The organism is Streptomyces sp. NBC_00461, assembly GCF_036013935.1.
Lineage (GTDB): Bacteria > Actinomycetota > Actinomycetes > Streptomycetales > Streptomycetaceae > Streptomyces.
Window position 1 is genome coordinate 7,747,808 of record NZ_CP107902.1, and the last position, 17,716, is coordinate 7,765,523.

At 70.4% G+C, this 17,716-nt stretch carries 15 protein-coding genes and 3 pseudogenes; 9 read left to right on the forward strand and 9 right to left on the reverse strand.

Translation table 11 applies throughout. The features are described 5' to 3' along the window. Positions 1-9: 9 nt before the first annotated feature. The gene (locus OG870_RS35925; protein ID WP_327691864.1) at positions 10-2,238 is read right to left on the reverse strand and encodes a protein kinase domain-containing protein; all 2,229 of its coding nucleotides are present in this window, start codon (positions 2,236-2,238) and stop codon (positions 10-12) included. 192 nt (positions 2,239-2,430) lie between these two features. Next, the gene (locus tag OG870_RS35930; RefSeq protein WP_266523420.1) at positions 2,431-2,871 is read right to left on the reverse strand and encodes an SRPBCC family protein; all 441 of its coding nucleotides are present in this window, start codon (positions 2,869-2,871) and stop codon (positions 2,431-2,433) included. 234 nt (positions 2,872-3,105) lie between these two features. Between OG870_RS35930 and OG870_RS35935 the strand changes: the two are divergent. Then, a pseudogene (locus OG870_RS35935) lies at positions 3,106-4,116 on the forward strand (DUF2278 family protein). A gap of 165 nt (positions 4,117-4,281) precedes the next feature. Continuing rightward, entirely contained in the window at positions 4,282-4,941 is a 660-nt protein-coding gene (locus tag OG870_RS35940) for a histidine phosphatase family protein (protein WP_327691865.1), read from the forward strand. 41 nt (positions 4,942-4,982) lie between these two features. Here the strand turns inward: OG870_RS35940 and OG870_RS35945 are convergent, their stop codons facing one another. The 5 genes from OG870_RS35945 to OG870_RS35965 form a co-directional block, all read right to left on the reverse strand. Next, the gene (locus OG870_RS35945) at positions 4,983-5,609 is read right to left on the reverse strand and encodes a thiol:disulfide interchange protein DsbA/DsbL (RefSeq protein ID WP_327691866.1); all 627 of its coding nucleotides are present in this window, start codon (positions 5,607-5,609) and stop codon (positions 4,983-4,985) included. 94 nt (positions 5,610-5,703) lie between these two features. After that, positions 5,704-6,495 (reverse strand): ABC transporter permease, encoded by a 792-nt coding sequence (locus OG870_RS35950; protein ID WP_266523426.1) that lies wholly within the window; start codon positions 6,493-6,495, stop codon positions 5,704-5,706. After that, positions 6,492-7,481 carry an ATP-binding cassette domain-containing protein gene (locus OG870_RS35955; RefSeq protein WP_327692354.1) on the reverse strand — a complete coding sequence of 330 codons (990 nt, stop codon included), beginning with the start codon at positions 7,479-7,481 and terminating at the stop codon, positions 6,492-6,494. The genes OG870_RS35950 and OG870_RS35955 overlap by 4 nt, the downstream gene beginning before the upstream one ends. 95 nt (positions 7,482-7,576) lie before the next feature. Next, positions 7,577-8,434, reverse strand: a complete 858-nt coding sequence (locus OG870_RS35960; protein ID WP_327691867.1) for a DUF4097 family beta strand repeat-containing protein — start codon at positions 8,432-8,434, stop codon at positions 7,577-7,579. A 113-nt stretch (positions 8,435-8,547) separates the two neighbouring features. Beyond that, positions 8,548-9,063, reverse strand: a complete 516-nt coding sequence (locus tag OG870_RS35965) for a toxin-antitoxin system HicB family antitoxin (protein WP_266843456.1) — start codon at positions 9,061-9,063, stop codon at positions 8,548-8,550. A gap of 315 nt (positions 9,064-9,378) precedes the next feature. Between OG870_RS35965 and OG870_RS35970 the strand changes: the two genes are divergently transcribed. Then, positions 9,379-9,984, forward strand: coding sequence for an IS3 family transposase (locus OG870_RS35970; protein WP_327691868.1), 606 nt, complete (start codon positions 9,379-9,381; stop codon positions 9,982-9,984). On the opposite strand, the gene OG870_RS35975 is transcribed toward OG870_RS35970, so the two are convergent. After that, a complete protein-coding gene (locus OG870_RS35975; RefSeq protein ID WP_266843452.1) occupies positions 9,973-10,278 on the reverse strand; it encodes a twin-arginine translocation signal domain-containing protein in 306 nt (101 codons plus the stop codon). The genes OG870_RS35970 and OG870_RS35975 overlap by 12 nt on opposite strands. A gap of 249 nt (positions 10,279-10,527) precedes the next feature. Between OG870_RS35975 and OG870_RS35980 the strand changes: the two genes are divergently transcribed. From OG870_RS35980 to OG870_RS36000, 5 genes and pseudogenes are all read left to right on the forward strand, one after another. After that, on the forward strand, positions 10,528-10,902 hold the full coding sequence (locus OG870_RS35980) for a hypothetical protein (protein WP_327691869.1): 375 nt from the start codon (positions 10,528-10,530) through the stop codon (positions 10,900-10,902). Next, positions 10,899-12,005 (forward strand): ricin-type beta-trefoil lectin domain protein, encoded by a 1,107-nt coding sequence (locus OG870_RS35985; protein WP_266523435.1) that lies wholly within the window; start codon positions 10,899-10,901, stop codon positions 12,003-12,005. Before OG870_RS35980 ends, OG870_RS35985 begins: the two co-directional genes overlap by 4 nt. A 46-nt stretch (positions 12,006-12,051) precedes the next feature. Further along, positions 12,052-12,186 (forward strand): annotated as a pseudogene (locus tag OG870_RS35990) (IS701 family transposase); the annotation flags it as partial. 357 nt (positions 12,187-12,543) lie between these two features. Then, positions 12,544-14,154: pseudogene (locus tag OG870_RS35995) on the forward strand (glycoside hydrolase family 43 protein); the annotation flags it as partial. Between the two features lie 33 nt (positions 14,155-14,187). Then, entirely contained in the window at positions 14,188-14,643 is a 456-nt protein-coding gene (locus tag OG870_RS36000) for an RICIN domain-containing protein (protein WP_266523856.1), read from the forward strand. A 621-nt stretch (positions 14,644-15,264) separates the two neighbouring features. On the opposite strand, the gene OG870_RS36005 is transcribed toward OG870_RS36000, so the two are convergent. Beyond that, positions 15,265-16,422, reverse strand: a complete 1,158-nt coding sequence (locus OG870_RS36005; protein ID WP_266590976.1) for a magnesium and cobalt transport protein CorA — start codon at positions 16,420-16,422, stop codon at positions 15,265-15,267. 163 nt (positions 16,423-16,585) lie between these two features. On the opposite strand from OG870_RS36005, the gene OG870_RS36010 reads away from it, so the two are divergent. Next, on the forward strand, positions 16,586-17,689 hold the full coding sequence (locus tag OG870_RS36010) for a winged helix DNA-binding domain-containing protein (protein WP_266590978.1): 1,104 nt from the start codon (positions 16,586-16,588) through the stop codon (positions 17,687-17,689). Positions 17,690-17,716 lie beyond the last annotated feature (27 nt).

Genomic DNA, 17,716 nt, shown 5'->3' on the forward strand with positions numbered 1-17,716 from the left:
GCCCGCCGGTCACTTCGCCGTCACGGTCGGCCGGTCCGGTCGTACCGAGAACGCCGTGTCGCCCGCGACGGCCACGATCGCGTCCTTGACCTGCAGCACGTACGGCGTGGTCTGCTCCGCCGACTCTCCGGGATCCCTGATCGCGGCCGTGCGCCAGCGGACCGCGCCGGTGGCGGGGTTCAGGGCCAGCAGACGGCCGTACCGGTTGGCGAAGTACAGCGTGTCGAACTTCTTCGACCGGACCGGCGCCGACAGGTTCTCGATCTCGGTCGCCCGCTGCCACAGCCGCTTGCCGTCCGCAGCTCGTACGGCGGTGACCGTTCCGCCCGGACGGTCGAAGTACAGGACGCCGTCGAGCAGCGTGACCGTGCCGCGCGGTGTGCCCGGCAGCGGGACGCGCTTGACGGCGCCGGTGCGCGGATCCACCAGGTCCAGGGCCGTGTACGGCTGGTCCTCACCGTTGGCGGCGAACTGGCTCTTCGCCAACTTGGGGGTCAGGAACAGCAGTTGGCCGTCGACGACGCCCATCGGCCGGGCGCCCGTGGGCAGCGTGGCGACCTCGTGGGCCGTGCCGTCGGCCGGGTCGAGCCGCAGCAGGCCGACGCCGCCCTTGCCGGGATCGTCCACGGGCGTGCACAGGCCGTACGGCGCGCCGTTCAGCACGGTCACCGCGCAGGCGTCCCCGGCCGACGACTTCGCCGGTGCCTTCCACAGCTGCCGGCCCGAACCGTCGTAGGCGACGAACGCGGTCTTGTTCTCGTCCATCGCGACGATGCCCCGGCTGAACAGGGCGGCCGGTTCGTCCTCGCTGACCGGGCGGGCCCACAGCTCGGTGCCGGTCTTCGCGTCCAGGGCGACCAGGCGCCGGGTGATGTACGTCGCGGTCGAGTCCGGCTTGCGGTAGGTGTAGACGCGCCCGTCCCGGACGCCGACGGGGAGCGAGGTCTCGGGGCTGGTGCCCCGGCGCCAGTCGACCCGACCGGAGGCGGCGTCGAATCTGGTCACGGTGAAGCCGGTGCCGGCGCAGTACACGGCGGTGGAGTCGCCGGGCACGCAGCCGGACTCCTCGTAGTCGAGGGGATCGCCCTTCTTCGCGGTGACCAGGCTCGCCCGCCACGGCTTCCAGCCGGCCGGCAGTCCCGCGGCGGGAGCGGCGGCCCCGAGCGCCGAGCCGCCGGCCGCTGCCCGGTCACCGGTCGCCGTGCCGCTCGACACCATGTGTGCCGCCGTGAGGCCGATCGCGGTGACGGCCACCGCCGTGCCGAGGGCCATGAGGACCCGCCGCAGGCGACGCGCGCCACCGGCGGCCGTTGCACCGGCCCCGAAGGTCGTGCCGTCGCGCGGTCCGGCGGTTCCCGGCGCCGAGGGGGAGTGTGCGAAGTCCGGCACGGTGGGGCCGCTGCTCCCCAAGTCCGGCAGGGCGGGCGCGCCCCCCGTCGGCAACTGCTGCAACACGCCGTGCAGCTCGGCCAGTTGGGGCCGATCGGCCGGATCCTTGGCCAGGCACCGCTCTGCGATGGAACGCAGCGGCTCCGCGACGCCGTCAAGATGCGGCTGCTCGTGCATGACCTGATAGCCCGTCAAATACGGGCTGCCGCCGTCGAAGGGACGGTTCCCGGTGGCCGCGTACACCAGCACCGAGCCCAGCGAGAACACGTCCGACGCGGCCGTGACGTCACGCGGCGCGGCGAACTGCTCCGGTGACATGAAGGGCGGGGTGCCGATCAGCCGGCCGGTCACCGTGAGGTCCTCGTTGTCGGCGGCGCGCGAGATGCCGAAGTCGATCACGCGCGGGCCGTCCTCGGCCATCAGGACGTTGCTCGGCTTCAGGTCCCGGTGCACCACTCCGGCCCGATGGATGTCCCGCAGCGCCTCCACCAGGCCCAGCGCCAGCGTGCGCAACGCGCGCCCGGTCAACGGGCCTTCCTTGGCAACGATGTCGGCGAGCGTGCGGCCGGGCACGTACAGCGTCGCCATCCACGGCTGTTCGGCGTCCGGATCGGCGTCCACCACCGGCGCGGTGAACGCACCGCTCACCCGCCGTGCCGCCGCGACCTCCTGCCGGAAACGGGCCCGGAACTCCTCGTCCAGCGCGTACTGCGCATGGACGACCTTGATGGCGACCTGCCGTCCCGACGCCGAGAGCGCCAGATGGACGACGCCCATTCCGCCGCTGCCGAGCCGGTCGATCAGCGTGTAGCCCCCTATGGACCCGGCTTCCCCCTGGCTCAGCGACATGCGCCGGTACCTTCCCCGTCCCGTTTCCCGATTTCCTTGCCCGGACGGACCGTTACGGACTGTCCGGCCCATCAGCCCATCAGACTAGGCCGTCACTCCACCCGTCCCGACGTGGATCGGCCAACCGGCGCAGCCCGTTCGGCGGGTGCGGGTGCGGTGTCTTCGATGTTCAGTAGTCCCCTCCGGCGGCCCTCAGGGCATCCTGAGGAGGCGGTTCGCCGCACGCCCGAACACGGACCGCGCCGCGCGGGCGAGGAGTGGGTCGAAGACTCCCGGCAGCAGCCGCACCCCCAACTCCTCCCGCCAGACCACCCGGCTTCGCCCGCCGGGCCCGGGCCCCACCTCGATCTCGGCCCAACCCCGCACCACCCGCCCCCGCTTCTCCAGCCGGCACAGGCCCGCCTCGGTGTCCGTCGGCGGCCGCCACACCGTGACCTCCATACGGTCGTCGAAGGCGAGCGGCCCCAGCCCCGAGCGCGCCACGACGACCGTGCCCACCTGCGTCGGCGGGGGCGTGACCACCGTGACGCGGGTCAGTGGGACCACCTCCCCATGGCGGGGCCACTCCGTGAGGCGGCGCCACGCCTCGTGGAGGGGAAGCGGTGCCGTGCGTTCGAGGAGGAAGTTGACCACGTAACGGATCGTAAGCAATCCGGGCTGCTCAGAGGGCTGTTCGCCCGCGCGTCACGCACTTGGCCCAGCGGCGCGCGCGCCAGAAGGCGTAGACAGGACGGCGGGCGCGGATGCGCAAGACCGCAAGACCGCAAGACCGCAAGACCGCAAGACAGGGAGAGACATTTACCACTGTCCTCTAACATTCCTCTCATGGGCGGGCAATCCGCCTGCCCCCGGGGGAAGTTGGTCGCCATGCCGCTCAAGGCCTACGGCGTACTGATCGCACGCGCGGTGGACGTCCGGCGCGAGGGCGCCGCGGGAACGCCGCACTACCAGGTCCACCTCGCGGACGACGGCGGCACGAACTACCGCGCCGCCGTCAACGTCCTCTCCCAGGAGCGGCCCTCCGAGCTGCTGTACCTGGTCGACGAGGACCTCCGGCACCCGGTCACGGCCCGTCTGGACGGCCTGCCGGGCGGCTGGAACTCCCTGCCGCCCGGCCCCGGCGGCCCGAACCTCGACTTCGTGCGCGGCAACCTCTTCGACCCGGCCAGGATGCGGACCCTGCCCCCGGACGTCTCCGGCCCCGACAACGACCTGGCCGACCTCCTCGACCACTACGTACGGCGCGCGGTCGCCGACCCGGAGGCGAGGCTGTACGTCTTCGGTGAGCGCTGGGGCCCCGAACCGGCCGTCAAGGACAAGGCGTTCGGCTTCCTGCCGGGCAACGGCGTCCACGACATCCATATGAACTAGGGCAACAGCCGCCGCTTCCAGGGCGACGACGGGGTGTGGCAGGACGGCGGGATCCTGCTGCACTTCCCCGGGCAGTCACGCTGGGTCGGTGTCTTCCTCGCCTTCCAGAGCCAGTCCTGGCACACGGACGACGCCACCGGGCACTCGATCGACGACGTCGACGGCAACCGCCCGCAGCCGGGCGCCCAGCCCGTCCGTGTCGTCGCGGCGCTCGTCAATCCGGCCGGCCCGGCACCCGAGCCGGAGGCCGTGACGCTGATCAACGCCTCGCCCGCCCCGGTCGATCTGACCGGCTGGCAGGTCGCGGACCGGCTGGGACAGGCCTCGGCGGTCCCGCCCGGCCCTCTCGCCGCCGGCTCCTGTCTGCTCGTACCCCTCACCGGTGGTGCGCAACTCGGCAACCACGGCGGGGAGATCACTCTGAAGAACGCGGACGGCCTCAAGGTGCACGGTGTCTCGTACACCGCCGAGCAGGCGGCCCGCGAAAGCTGGTCGGTGGTGTTCTGACCGCGGCGGAAGGCCATCTGCCGTACCCGCCGCGGGCGCCCCCCGTACGGTGCCTTGCGTCCCGGCGTTCTTCTCCGGCCGGACCTCGCATACCTTGATCGGCGGGTCGCCGTACGGCGACCCGCCGCATCGGTCGCCGAGAAGCCGGGAAGCAGGAACCACCGTATGCCGCTCATCTGCCTCGTCCGCCACGGCCAGGCCTCCTTCGGTGCGGAGGACTACGACGCCCTGTCGGACCTCGGCCGCGAACAGGCCGGCGCCGTCGGCGCGGAGCTGGCCCGCCGCGGCCTGCGTGACCCGCTGCTCGCCTCCGGCACCCTCACCCGCCAACGCGACACCGCTCGACTCCTGGCGGAGTCAGCCGGTTTCGAGAAGCCCTCGGTCGAGGACCCGCGCTGGAACGAGTACGACCACGTCGCCCTGATGTCCCGCTACCCGCACCCCTGGCCGGACGGCCGAGCGGACTCCCGCGCCGTGCAGGAGGTCCTCGACCGTGCCCTCGGGACGTGGATCGAGGACACTGCCGAGACGGGCCCGGCCGGCTGGCCGGCGTTCGCGAGCGGCGCGACCGCGGCGCTCGGCGCATTGTCCGACGCCCTCGGCAAGGGCCGCGACGCGGTCGTCGTCACCTCGGGCGGCGTCCTGGCGGCGCTCTGCGGCTCGCTGCTCGTCCTGCCGCCCGCCTCGGTGGTCGCCCTCAACCGCGTCGTCGTCAACGCCTCCGTCACAGCCCTCGTCGTGGGCGGCTCCGGGACCAGCCTGCTCACCTTCAACGACCACGCCCACTTCACCGGCGACCGACGCCGACTGCTCAGCTACCGCTGAGCACTGGCCGGCCTCGCTCACCGGCTGACGTGGCCGATGCCTCAGCGGCGCGCCGCGGTGCGGTACAGGTGGTCCATCACCGCGACGGTGTCGGCGGCGGTGCCGACCTGGATCGGCGACGTCCGGAAACGCCCGCCCACGACGACGGTGGGCTCCTCGACCACCTGGTAGCGCTCACGGAGCGCAGGTGCCGCCTGGACGGCGGCGTCGACCTGCCCGGACCTGTAGGCGTTCCGTACCGACCTCACGTTGAGCCCCTCCTTGGCCGCCCATGCCAGGACGTTCTCCTCGGTGGTGAGGTCCTTGTGCTGGTCCCGAACGGCGCGGAAGACCGGGAGCGCCTCCCGCTCCGCGAGGCCGAGCTTGTCCAGTGTGTAGAAGAGGCGGGCGTACGAGAGCTGGTCGGGCTGGTCCGTCCAGGCCGCGGGGATGCGCACCACCTTCACCGGGGGGCTCTGCCGCGCCGCCCAGTCCTCCAGCGGCTTCTCGAACTCGTAGGAGTCCGGGCAGTCGTACCAGAACACCTCCACCACCTGGCGGGCGGCCACACCGGTGACCGGGTGCTTGAGCCGGAAGTACTGCTCCCCCTCCTTCGGTCCGGCGGAGGCGGCGCCGAGCAGGCAGGTCAGGACGGTGGACATGGCGAACAGGCGCATCATCTTCTTCATGGCGGCCACCCTGGCGTCCCACGTCCCCGCGCGCCCCGGTGACACACGCAATGTCCCTCGATCGGACCGTGTGCACCGCGGCGCGCTGCCGGCCCTACTTCGGGTCGCGGTGGAACAGTGACTTGGACCAGAGGTAGCCGAGTACGGCGAGTCCCACGCACCAGAGCACGGCCAGCCATCCGTTGTGGCCGATCTCGGTGCCGAGCAGGAGCCCGCGCAGCGTCTCGATGGCCGGGGTGAACGGCTGGTACTCGGCGATCGGCCGGAACCAGCCCGGCATCGCGTCGACCGGCACGAAGGCGCTGGACAGGAGCGGCAGCAGGATCAGCGGCATCGCGTTGTTGCTGGCGGCCTCGGCGTTCGGGCTGACCAGGCCCATGCCGACCGCGAGCCAGGTGAGCGCCAGGGAGACGAGCGCCAGCAGCCCGAGCGCCAGGATCCAGTCCAGGAAGGTGGCGTTCGTGGACCGGAACCCGATCGCCACCGCCACGGCCCCGACCAGGACCACGCTCATCACACACTGCAGCACGCTGCCGACGACGTGCCCGATGAGCACCGAACCGCGGTGGATCGCCATCGTGCGGAAGCGGGCGATGATGCCCTCGGTCATGTCGGTCGAGACGGACACCGCGCTGCCGATCGTGGTGCTGCCGATGGTCAGCATCAGGATGCCCGGGACGAGATACGCGAGGTACTCGGAGCGTCCCGCACCGCCGTGCCCGATGCCGGCGCTCATCGTGTCGCCGAAGATGTAGACGAAGAGGAGCAGCAGCATGACAGGGGTGAGGAGCAGGTTCAGGGTGAGCGACGGATAGCGCCGGGCGTGCAGGAGGTTGCGGCGCAGCATGGTGGTGGAGTCGCGCAGGGCGAGGGTGAGGGAGCTCATCGGGCGTTCTCCTTGGGCTGGTCGGGGACGAGGGCGGCGCCGCCGGTCAGGGCGAAGAAGACGTCGTCGAGGTCGGGGGTGTGCACGGTCAGCTCGTCGGCCTCGATGCCGGCGGCGTCCAGCCGGTCGAGGATGGAGCGCAGTTCGCGCTGGCTGCCGTCGCTGGGGATCTGCAGGGCGAGGGATTCGTCGTCGCGGGTGGTCTCGCGCAGCGCGGAGGCGGCGCGCTGGTATGCGGCCGGGTCGCTGAAGCGGAGCCGGACGTGTCCGCCGGGGATGAGGCGCTTGAGTTCGTCGGCGCTGCCCTCGGCGGCGATCCGGCCGTCGTTGAGTACGGCGATGCGGTCGGCGAGTTCGTCGGCCTCGTCCAGGTACTGGGTGGTGAGGAAGACGGTGACGCCGTCGGAGACCAGTTCGCGGATGATCTGCCACATGGTGTGGCGGGCGCGCGGGTCGAGGCCGGTGGTGGGCTCGTCGAGGAAGATGATCCGCGGGTTGCCGACCAGGGTCATGGCGATGTCCAGGCGGCGCTTCATGCCGCCGGAGTAGGTGGCGGCGGGCTTCCTCGCCGCGTCGACGAGGTCGAAGCGTTCCAGCAGTTCGGCGGCGGTGCGCCGCTTCTCACCGCGGGAGAGGTGGTGCAGGTCCGCCATGAGGAGCATGTTCTCCTCGCCGGTGATCAGACCGTCGACGGCGGAGAACTGGCCGGTGACGCCGATCGCGGCACGCACCCCGTCCGGTGCCGCGGCGACGTCGTGGCCCGCGACCTGGGCCTGCCCCCCGTCGGCGGCGATGAGGGTGGACAGGATCTTCACGGCGGTGGTCTTGCCGGCGCCGTTCGGTCCGAGCAGCGCGAACACCGACCCGGCCGGGACGTGCAGGTCGATGCCGTCGAGCACGACCTTGTCGCCGTACGACTTGCGCAGACCGACGGCGGAGACGGCGGCCGGTGCCGGACGACCGTCCCTCCGGTTGGACGTGGGCATGACAGATGAAGGCATGGGGCCCTCCGTGAGAAGGCTGAAGGAGACAGAAGAGGACTGAAGTGGGCTGGACGCGGGGCGAGTTGGTGATGTGGCGCTCAGGCCTTGGCGCGGAGGACGTCGATGGTGCCCCAGTTGGACCGTGCGCGGACCTTGACGGTGTCCTCGGTCTGCTCCGGGGCCTCGGACGCGGTGAGCGTGTTGCGTACCTGCCCGCGGTTTGAGCTGACGTCGAGCCAGGCGGCGGTGCCCTCGCGGATACCGATCTCGATGGGGCCGTTGGAGGTCTCCAACCGGACCTCGCCACGGGCGACTTCGGCGACGCGAAGGGAGCCGTTGGTCGTGGTGCCGGTGACCGACGCCTCGGCGCGCGCGATGTCGATGCCGCCGTTGGCGCCGCTCACCCGGAGTTCGCCCGTCACGGCGCCGACGGTCGTGGTGCCGTGCGAGTTCTTCAGGACGGCGGTGCCGTCCACGAGGCCGACGCGGATGTTGCCGGTGCTGCTGGTGATGTCGGCCGGGCCCTCGACCCGGTCCACGGTGATCGGGCCGTGCGACAGGGTCAGCTTCAGCGGGCCGGTGGTGTCGAGGCGGACGTCGCCGGTCGAGATCTTCGCCTGGACCTCGCCGAGGCGGCCCTCGCCGAGTACCTGGGTCCAGGAACCGAGCGAGCCGATCACGTCGACGCGTGAGCCCGTGGGCAGGTCGACCGTGACGTCGACGAGGCCGTTGGGCCCGAGGAGGCTGCGGCGCCTGGGCAGCGTCCTGACGGTCAGGACGCCGCTCGCGTACGTGACCTCGGCCTGTTCGGCGGTCCGCACGTCCTTGTCCCGCTCCGGGTCGCGGGGCCGTACCTCGACGACGGTGTCGAGGCGGTCGCTCGCGGTGAACCGGATGGAACCGGCGGGCACCTGGGCGGTGACCGAGATCGGTTCGGGGGTGTCGAAAGAAGGCATGACTGTCCCGTCCTCTTGGGTCTTCAGGCCGTCCCCGCTGGTGGGACGTGGTGTGGGTGAAGTGGAGTGGAGTGGAGTGGAGTGGAGTGGTGCGGGCGCGGATGCGGGCGCTGTCAGCGCACCCAGCCGGTGAAGCTCTGTCCGACGGTGTGGGTCTTCTCTGCCGTACGCGGCCGCGTGCCACCGTCGACCGCGGCCGACAGGGCCCGCACCAGCCACGCGTTGACCGACAGGCCCTCACGGTTCGCCGCCTCCTCGGCGCGCGCCTTGAGGTGGGCCGGCAGCCGCAGATTGATACGGGCGGTGCCGCCCTCGTCGCCGTCGGCGGGCACCTGTGCCCTGAGCGGTTCGATGGGGGCGGCAGGCTCCGTGGGGCCGCCGTAGGTGGGCGGCCGTGTCACCACGAAGTCGGGGTCGAGCCCGCGAAGCCGTACGTCGACCGAGCCGGGGGCGAGTTCGCGGGTGATCTCGTCCATCGCGGCGGAGAGCACGTTGAGCATGGTCAGCCGGGTCGCCGACTCCAGGGGAGCGGTGAGCCGCTCGGCCAGCTCGCGGGCATCGTCCCCGCCGGCTTCGGCGGCCACCGCGAGTTCACGGCGGAGGGTGTCGACATACGGGGTGAGGTCCATGACGCCATAGTGGCACCATTGCGGCACCACGGCAAGTCCGGATGGCGCGCTGAGTGCAGTGGACTTAGGGGTGGCGGCTCTGAACTGCAGGAATGGGCTGTGGTCGGCCTGGATCATTGTGGAGCCATGCGGGCGGGCCTGCTTTTGAGGGCACGGAATGACGCCGGGTGGCGCCGGGTGGCACCGGGTGGCGCTAGATGGCCCTGGATGGCGTCCAAGTGGTGCCACTCCGGGTGGGTGCGATCACCAGCCGTGCGGGGCAACCGGCCCACAGCCGCAGTACTCAGGGGGCGGGGCGTATGTCGCCCGGTGCGGATGTACTGGACCGCCGAGCCGAAACCGGTGATCCGCCGCATGGCCGAGGAACTCGGCGTGCATCACGAAGCCCTGCGGAACTGGATCCGGCAGGCCGAGGCCGACGCCGGCGAGCGGGATGACCTGCTCACCACCGAAGAGAAGAACGAGCCCGCCTGGCTGCGGCGCGAGGTGCGGGACCTGCGCCGCGCAGCTCGACCCGACCCGGCCCAGGTGAGGGCGCTCCTCGACGAGCACCCGCACCTGGGGGTCGAGCCCGTACTGCGGGAACTGCACATCCCCTCCTCCACCTACTACCGCTGGCGCCAGGCCGGGAAGGACCCCTGCGAAGGGATCCGGCAGGACACCGAGCTGACCGGGCAGATCCGGCGGATCCACCAGGCCTCCGGCGGGATCTACGGATCGCCCAGGATCCATGCCGTCCTGAAGCGCGAGGGCGTCCACGTCGGCCGCAAGCGGGTCGAGCGGCTCATGCGCCAGGCCGGCCCGGCCGGGATCAGCCCCCGCAGGAGCAAGGGCTTCACCCGCCGCGACCCAGACGCCGACCTCACTCCTGACCTGGTGCAACGCGATGGCTTCTTGGCGAGGACCCGATCACGGTCGTAGTCGGTGCTGATGCCCTGCTCCATCAGCAGCCGGAGTGGGGGCGGTGTACCTGCCGCCTTTGCCGGGCACGCCGGAGACGGTGACGAGGTGCCCGGACGGGTAGCGGATATCCGGCTGGAGGGACTTGCCGGGCACATGGGCGGGCAGCGTCGCCTTCAGGCCCGCCGTGCCGCTCCCGTCGGTCTGCTGAGGCCTGCGCTCTCCGCACGCGGAGAGCGCAGGGGCCATCGCGGCCGCTCCCGCCACGACGGCGGCTCTGCCGACGAAGCGTCTGCGGTTCCACTCGTTTCTCATGGCGGCGGCCCTCCCCGAACGGGTGTCGAAGCGCTTCACCGGCCGCGAACGCTAACGGCGCATTTCGCACGGAACAAGAGGGCCCGCAAGAAGAAATTTTCTTGCATTCCAGCCATTGACAACCCGATAGAAGCGATGACAGCGTCGAAGCGCTTCAACTCCCCCTACCAGCCTGCTTAGAGGTCAGACTTGCGCTTTCCGTCCCTCCCTGCGACCGAGAGGCATCCGTTCCGCGACGCCGCGCTGCCGATGGGCAAGCGCATCGACGATCTGCTCGGTCGGCTCACGCTCGGCGAGCGGATCGCGCTGCTCCACCACTACGCACCGGACGTGGAGCGCCTCGGCATCGCCTCGTTCCGCACCGGCACGGAGGCGCTGCACGGCGTCTCCTGGCTCGGCGAGGCGACGGTCTTTCCGCAGTCGAGCACCGGGGCAGACGGGACGCCGGATGGCTCGACGTTGTCAACGCTCACCTCGCAAGCCGTTCCCCACCACGCCGTTCCGCCAGTACGTCATGTGCCCGCCGATGCCAACGGGACGGCGCGACGGCCGAGTTGCCGACGCGAACGGCGAGCAGCCCGCGCCAGATTCAGCACTCACTCGCAGAAGAGGACGCCTGCATGAGAAAGCCTTGGATCCTGCCCCTCATCACGCTGGTCACTGCCGCGCTCGGGATGACGGCAGCAGGTGTGGCACCTGCCTCCGCCGCCTCGAACACGCCTTTGCGGGTCATGCCGTTGGGCGACTCCATAACCTGGGGCGTGGGAAGCAGCACGGGCAACGGCTACCGGGGTCCGTTGTGGGACAAGCTCTCGGCGGACGGCCATCCGCTGGACTTCGTGGGCACGGGGCAGAACGGTTCGATGTCCGACCCCGACAACGAAGGCCACTCCGGATACCGCATCGACCAGATCGCCGCCCTCGCCGACGCCTCGCTGACCCGCTACCGGCCCAACGTCGTGACGCTGGAGATCGGCACCAACGACCTGGGCGGGAGCTATCAGCCCTCCACCGCCGCCGACCGGCTGAGGTCGCTGGTCAACCAGATCACCGCCGACGTCCCCGACGCGACCGTCCTCGTGGCCTCCCTGATCGTGTCCACCAGCGGCTCGGAGGAGCAGTACCGTGGCGCGTACAACCAGGCCATCCCCCAGATCGTGAGCGACGCGCAGGCCGCGGGCAAGCGCGTCGCATACGTGGACATGAGCAGCCTGACCACGGCCGACCTGGCCGACGCCGTGCATCCCAACGACGCGGGCTACCAGAAGATGGCCGACGCCTTCCACCGCGGCATCCAGACCGCGGACAGCGCCGGGTGGCTGAGGAACCCCGCCCCCGCCCCCGCACGCGTGCAGTCCGGCATCGCCGGCAAGTGCCTGGATGTCAGCGGCTTCGGCACCGCCGACGGGACCGCCGTCCAGATCTGGAGCTGCGGCGACAGCATCAACCAGTACTGGTCCGCCTACACCGACGGCACCCTGCGCTCCATGGGCAAGTGCCTCGAAGCCGCCGGCTTCGGCACGGCCAACGGCACCAAGGTGCAGCTCTGGGCCTGCCACGGCGGCTCCAACCAGATCTGGCAGCCCTACAACGGCGGCTACCGCAACCCCGCCTCCGGCCGCTGCCTCGACGATCCGGGCTACTCCACGACCGACGGCACACAGCTCCAGCTGTTTGACTGCAACGGCGGCTCCAACCAGAAGTGGACCACTCTGACCGCCGGATGACCCCCGCTCCCGGGACCTGAGCCCCTCCCCGCCCCCGGTCCCGGGATTCGAGGGCCGCTCCTGGACCGGCTGGCATCACCACGTCACCCTGGTCACCGCCGCCCACGCGTTCCTGACCGAGCAGCGCCTGGCCCCCAAAGCCGATGCAGCGGGCTCACCCTCTACCAGATCCTCGACGCCAAGACCTGCTGAACTGCTGGACCGGCACCTGCACCACCTGCCACCGCCCCCTGCCCAGAACATCCGCCTCCAACCAGAACCCCAGAGCCAGAGCGACCTAACGGAGTCCTACTGGTACTCCAGCAGCGTTTCGCTATCTGGCCTGGTCGCGGGCGTCGTGCGGAGTGTAGTTGGCTGATGGTGTGTCAGGGGTGGACTTGCACAACCTCCCCTGAACGAGTGGGGTCGGGACTTGGCCGGGCTCCGACGGGGACAGCCTCCCGGCATGACCACGAGGAGTTGGCCCCCACTCAGAATGATGTCCGATATTTCGAACTTCGACTCTCGGTCCCCTTACCCGTGAGGAAGCTGATCTCGCATGTCCTGGCTCCAACACCCCCACGGCCGCCGGAGAGTCATGGCGGCCACCGTCGGCCTGGTCGCGGGATCCACGCTGCCGGCGATGGGCGCGATGCGCGCGGCGGCGGCCACGACGGCCCAGCAGGAGCGGTTCACCAACCCGGTGGTCTGGCAGGACTTCGCCGACCTTGAGGTCATCCGCGTCGGCGACACGTACTACTACACCGGCTCGACCATGCACTACTCGCCGGGCGCGCCCGTCCTGCGCTCCTATGACCTGGTCAACTGGGAGTTCATCGGCCACTCGGTGCCGGTCCTCGACTTCGGCGACGCGTACGACCTCAACGGCGGACGGGCGTACGTCCAGGGCATCTATGCGTCCTCGATGCGCTACCGCCCCGGCGACGAGACCTTCTACTGGGTGGGTCAGATCGGCTGGCAGCGGTCGTACGTATACAGCGCCACCGACGCGGCGGGCCCCTGGACCCGGCACGCCGAGATCGGCAGCATCTACTACGACGCGGGGCTGCTCTTCGACGACGACGGCACCCCGTACGTGGCGTACGGCGCCAACGAGATCCACGTCGCGCAGCTCGCCCCGGACATGCGCACCGAGGTCAGGTCCGAGCACGTGCTCACCAAGCCGGACGCGTTGCACCTGATGGAGGGCTCCCGCTTCTACAAGATCAACGGGAACTACTACATCTTCGTCACCCTCCCGCCCAACGGCCAGTACGTCTGGAAGTCCACCTCAGGCCCCTTCGGCCCGTACGAGATGCGGGAGGTGCTGTTGAACCTGCCCGGCCCGATCCCCGGCGGCGGCATACCGCACCAGGGCTCGCTGGTCGACACCCCGAACGGCGACTGGTACTACATGGGCTTCATCGACGCCTATCCCGGCGGCCGCGTCCCCGCCCTGGCCCCGGTCACCTGGAACGCCGAGGGCTGGCCCGAGCTCCAGACCGTCAACGGCACGTGGGGCGAGACATACCCCTACCCGGTCACCCCGCACCCGCTCCCGCCGATGACCGGCGCCGACACCTTCGAGGGGACGGCGCTGGCGCCGTACTGGGAGTGGAACCACAACCCCGACACCGCCGCGTTCACCGTCGACAACGGGCTCACCCTCAGGACCGCCACCGTCACCGACGACCTCTACAGTGCCCGTAACACCCTCACCCGCCGCATCCAGGGCCCCGCCTCCACCGCGACCGTCGTGCTCGACTGCTCCGGGATGGCGGACGGCGACCGGGCCGGGCTGGCGATGCTGCGGGACACCTCCGCCTGGATCGGCGTCACGCGGCAGCACGGCGTCAGCAGGCTGGTGATGTTCGACGGCCTGACCATGGACGCCAGCTGGAACACCAGCAGCACCGGCACCGAGCAGGCCGGCGCAGACCTCCCCGCGTCCGGCAGCCGCGTCTGGCTGCGCGCCACCGCCGACATCAGCCCGGGACCGGGCCGCCAGGCGACGTTCTCCTACAGCACCGACGGCACCACCTTCACCTCGCTCGGCCCGGCCTTCACCATGAACGAGAAACCTAATTTCTTCATGGGCTACCGCTTCGCCGTCTTCAACCACGCCACCAAGGTCCTCGGCGGCAAAGTGCGGGTGGAACGCTTCGACTTGCGCGCGTGCGCGCCGACGGCGCAAGCGGCCACTGTGGACACGAACGCCTGGTACGTCATAGTCAACCGCAACAGCGGCAAGGCACTGGACGTGGCGGGCGCGAGCTCCGCGGACGGCGCCGCGGTCACGCAGTGGGGCCGGTACGACGGGACCAACCAGCAGTTCCAGTTCGTGGATTCCGGTGGCGGCTACTACCGGTTGAAGGCGAGGCACTCCGGCAAGCTGCTGGACGTCTCCGGCTGGTCGACGGCCGACAGCGCCGCCATCAACCAGTGGAGCGACCACGGTGGCGTGAACCAGCAGTTCCGGTTGGCGGACTCACCGGACGGATACGTCCGGTTGATCAACCGCAACAGCGGGAAGGCCGTCGAGGTACCGGGCTTCTCCTCCGCCGACGGGACCGGCATCGTCCAGTACTCGGACTGGGGCGGCGTGAACCAGCAGTGGAAGCTCGTCCGCGTCGGCTTCGTGGGCTCGCGCTCCTGCTGACACCGGCATCCGGTTCAAGCCCACCGAAACTCCCCTTGCCCGCTGGGCAAGGGGAGTTTCGGTCTGCGTGCGCCCGAGGGCGCACGGCCGACAGCGAGGTTCGAAAAAATCTCGGACCGGGCGGCAACCTTTTCTGAAGAGGATCGAACGCTGGGTTGCCCGGTCCTGACCGCTGCGTGCTGCGCAGCGCGCTCGGGAGGCGTGGCGTCGCGCTGAGCCGTGTGCCAGGCACGGCAGGCCGCGTTTTCCCCCTGAGCGATTAGCCGGCGCACTGCTCGACGGGGTCGTGGGAGAAGGAGTCGGCTGGTCCTGCTTCTGATCGGTGATGTCACTGTCTGTGACAACATCTGACGCTGTCCCGCTGTGTGGAGGTCGCAGGGTGGGCGTCTGCGGCGGCCTGGTGCGTTGCCGATAGGCGCGGTGCAGGCCGGTCGTTTCTCCCCAGATACTCCCCAGTATCCGGAGGGCGCCAAAATCCCTGGTCAGGGGCACGGTGGAAGCAGGGAGAAGAGATCACCCGCATCAATTCTCCCCAGCGGCTCCCCAAAGCCAGTTACGGCGCCATTTTCGAGATATGCGAGAGCAAACAGGGGCAGCGGCTGGAGGCGCGATTGCCTGACCTTAGAGCCAGTCCCGCCGCTTGAAAATTAGGTACAAGCTTACGCAAACTACCCCCATCAAGCCGATCGCGAAGGGGTATCCGAAGCTCCACCCCAACTCCGGCATGTGCTCAAAGTTCATCCCATAAATAGTTCCCACGAGCGTCGGTGCGAAGAGGATCGCCGCCCACGACGAGATGCGCTTGATCTCCTCGTTCTGCTCGAACCCCGCCTCCGCCAGCGCGCGCATCTCGGCGTTCTGCTGCTGGGTGACGAGGGTCGCGTTCACCGTGAGGATGTCGGTGAGGGCCTGGCGGAAGCCGTCGACGCGTTCGCTGGTGTGGGTGACGTGGTCGGCGACGTCCCGCAGGTGGCGCTGGAGTTCGTCGTCCGTACCGTACTTGGAGAAGCCGGCGATCAGGCCGTGCAGCATGCCGACCAGGGGGCGGGTGGCGCGCTGGAACTCGACCATTTCGCGGGAGAGTTCGTAGATGCGGCGGGAGACCTCCGGGTCGCCGCGGAACACCTCGGTCTCGATCTCGTCGATGTCGTTCTGGACGCCGGAGACGACCGGGGCGTAGCCGTCGACGACCGCGTCGAGAATGGCGTAGAGGACAGCCTCCGGGCCCAGCTTCAGCAGCTCGGGTGTCTCCTGCATGCGGTGGCGGACCGCGGAGAGGTCGGGGGCGGCGCCGTGGCGGACCGTGATGACGAAGTCCGCCCCCACGAACACGTGCAGCTCGCCGAACTCGACCTCCTCCGGGGCGTCCAGGTAGCGGGCCGCTCGCAGGACGACGAACAGCGTGTCGCCGTAGCGCTCCAGTTTCGGACGCTGGTGGGCCTCCATCGCGTCCTCGACCGCCAGTGGGTGCAGATCGAACTCGGCAGCCAGGGAAAGGAGTTCGGCCTCGGTGGGACGGGCCAGGCCGATCCATGCCATGCCGGACGGCTGGTCGCGCAGTTCACGGAAGGTCTCGGCGAGGGTGTCCGGGGCGGAGACGCGGACACCGTCCCGGTACAGCGCCGCCTGGACGACGCTGGCGACCTCCGCCGGCTCCGGGGGTGCCGGGTCGGCGGACGGCGGGGTTTTCGGCACCGGCGGCTGCGGTGGGGTCAGTGCGCGGCGCCAGGCGGATTTCCGGCCGTTCTTGGAGTCCGGACGGGCACGTCGCTCGGACATGCGGCTGCCTCCCGGGGTCGAACCTGTGACCGGCGTGACCGGCGATTCGGCGTGATCCCGGGCAGGATATACGGGGCAAACGGCGCCCGGGTGGTGCGCGCGTCCGGGATTCGGTGAGAGTTGCGGACAGAGCTTGTCCGCAAGCCCGGATAGCGTGCGGGACATGACGAAGACGACAGCGACGGCTCCCGTGCTCGGCACCCGCGCCCTCAACCGGGCGACCCTCGACCGGCAGCTCCTGCTGCGCCGCTCGCCGCTGTCCGCCGAGGCCGCCGTAGGGCATCTGCTCGGTCTGCAGGCGCAGAACGTCAAGCCGCCGTACTACGCGCTCGCCGCCCGCCTCGACGGCTTCGCGCCCGAGGAGTTGTCCGGGCTGATGGCGGACCGCGAGGTCGTCCGGATCGTCACCATGCGCTCGACCATCCACACCCACACCGCCGACGACTGCCTCACCCTGCGCCCGCTCGTCCAGGCGGCCCGCGACCGTGAACTGACCAACTTCCGCACGGGACTTGCCGGTGTGGACCTCGACCGGCTCGCCGCGCTGGCACGGGAACTGGTCGAGGCCGAGCCGCGCACCATGAAGCAGCTGCGCGAGGCCCTCCTCGTCGAGTGGCCCGATGCCGACCCCCAGTCCCTCGGTATCGCCGCCCGTTGCAAGCTCCCGCTCGTCCAGATCACCCCGCGCGGGCTGTGGGGAAAGAGCGGCCAGGTCGCCCTCACGACCGCCGAGCACTGGCTGGGCCGCCCCGCCGAACCGGCGCCCGCTCCCGATGCGACCGTCCTGCGTTACCTCGCCGCCTTCGGTCCCGCCTCCGTCAAGGACATGCAGACCTGGGCCGGTCTGACCCGTCTGCGTGACGCCTTCGAGCGGCTCCGCCCGCAGCTGGTCACCTTCCGGGACGAGAGCGGCGTCGAACTCTTCGACCTGCCGGACGCACCACGTCCCGACGCGGACACCCCGGCCCCGCCCCGCTTCCTCCCCGAGTTCGACAACCTGCTCCTCTCCCACTCCGACCGCACCAGGGTCGTACCGCCCGAGTACCGGGGCCGCAGCTGGGTCGGCAACATGGTCCACTGCACGCTCCTGGTCGACGGCTTCCTCGCGGGGGTGTGGAGGCTGGAGGAGAGCGCGCTCGTCGTCGAGCCCTTCGGCAGGCTCACCAAGGCCCAGCGGGCGGACGTCGTGGAGGAGGGGCAGCGGATGCTCGCCGTCATGCACCCGCAGACGTCGTACGACATCCGCTTCGGCACCGTGATCGGCTAGGGCCTTCGGGACCGGGGTCCCGTGGCA

Excerpts from the sequence above, each read along its gene's own strand:
- OG870_RS35925 (WP_327691864.1), bottom strand. The coding sequence starts at position 2,238 with ATGTCGCTGAGCCAGGGGGAAGCCGGGTCCATAGGGGGCTACACGCTG.
- OG870_RS35940 (WP_327691865.1), top strand. The coding sequence starts at position 4,282 with ATGCCGCTCATCTGCCTCGTCCGCCACGGCCAGGCCTCCTTCGGTGCG.
- OG870_RS35945 (WP_327691866.1), bottom strand. The coding sequence starts at position 5,609 with ATGAAGAAGATGATGCGCCTGTTCGCCATGTCCACCGTCCTGACCTGC.
- OG870_RS35950 (WP_266523426.1), bottom strand. The coding sequence starts at position 6,495 with ATGAGCTCCCTCACCCTCGCCCTGCGCGACTCCACCACCATGCTGCGC.
- OG870_RS35955 (WP_327692354.1), bottom strand. The coding sequence starts at position 7,481 with ATGCCCACGTCCAACCGGAGGGACGGTCGTCCGGCACCGGCCGCCGTC.
- OG870_RS35960 (WP_327691867.1), bottom strand. The coding sequence starts at position 8,434 with ATGCCTTCTTTCGACACCCCCGAACCGATCTCGGTCACCGCCCAGGTG.
- OG870_RS35965 (WP_266843456.1), bottom strand. The coding sequence starts at position 9,063 with ATGGACCTCACCCCGTATGTCGACACCCTCCGCCGTGAACTCGCGGTG.
- OG870_RS35970 (WP_327691868.1), top strand. The coding sequence starts at position 9,379 with ATGTACTGGACCGCCGAGCCGAAACCGGTGATCCGCCGCATGGCCGAG.
- OG870_RS35975 (WP_266843452.1), bottom strand. The coding sequence starts at position 10,278 with ATGAGAAACGAGTGGAACCGCAGACGCTTCGTCGGCAGAGCCGCCGTC.
- OG870_RS35980 (WP_327691869.1), top strand. The coding sequence starts at position 10,528 with ATGGGCAAGCGCATCGACGATCTGCTCGGTCGGCTCACGCTCGGCGAG.
- OG870_RS35985 (WP_266523435.1), top strand. The coding sequence starts at position 10,899 with ATGAGAAAGCCTTGGATCCTGCCCCTCATCACGCTGGTCACTGCCGCG.
- OG870_RS36005 (WP_266590976.1), bottom strand. The coding sequence starts at position 16,422 with ATGTCCGAGCGACGTGCCCGTCCGGACTCCAAGAACGGCCGGAAATCC.
- OG870_RS36010 (WP_266590978.1), top strand. The coding sequence starts at position 16,586 with ATGACGAAGACGACAGCGACGGCTCCCGTGCTCGGCACCCGCGCCCTC.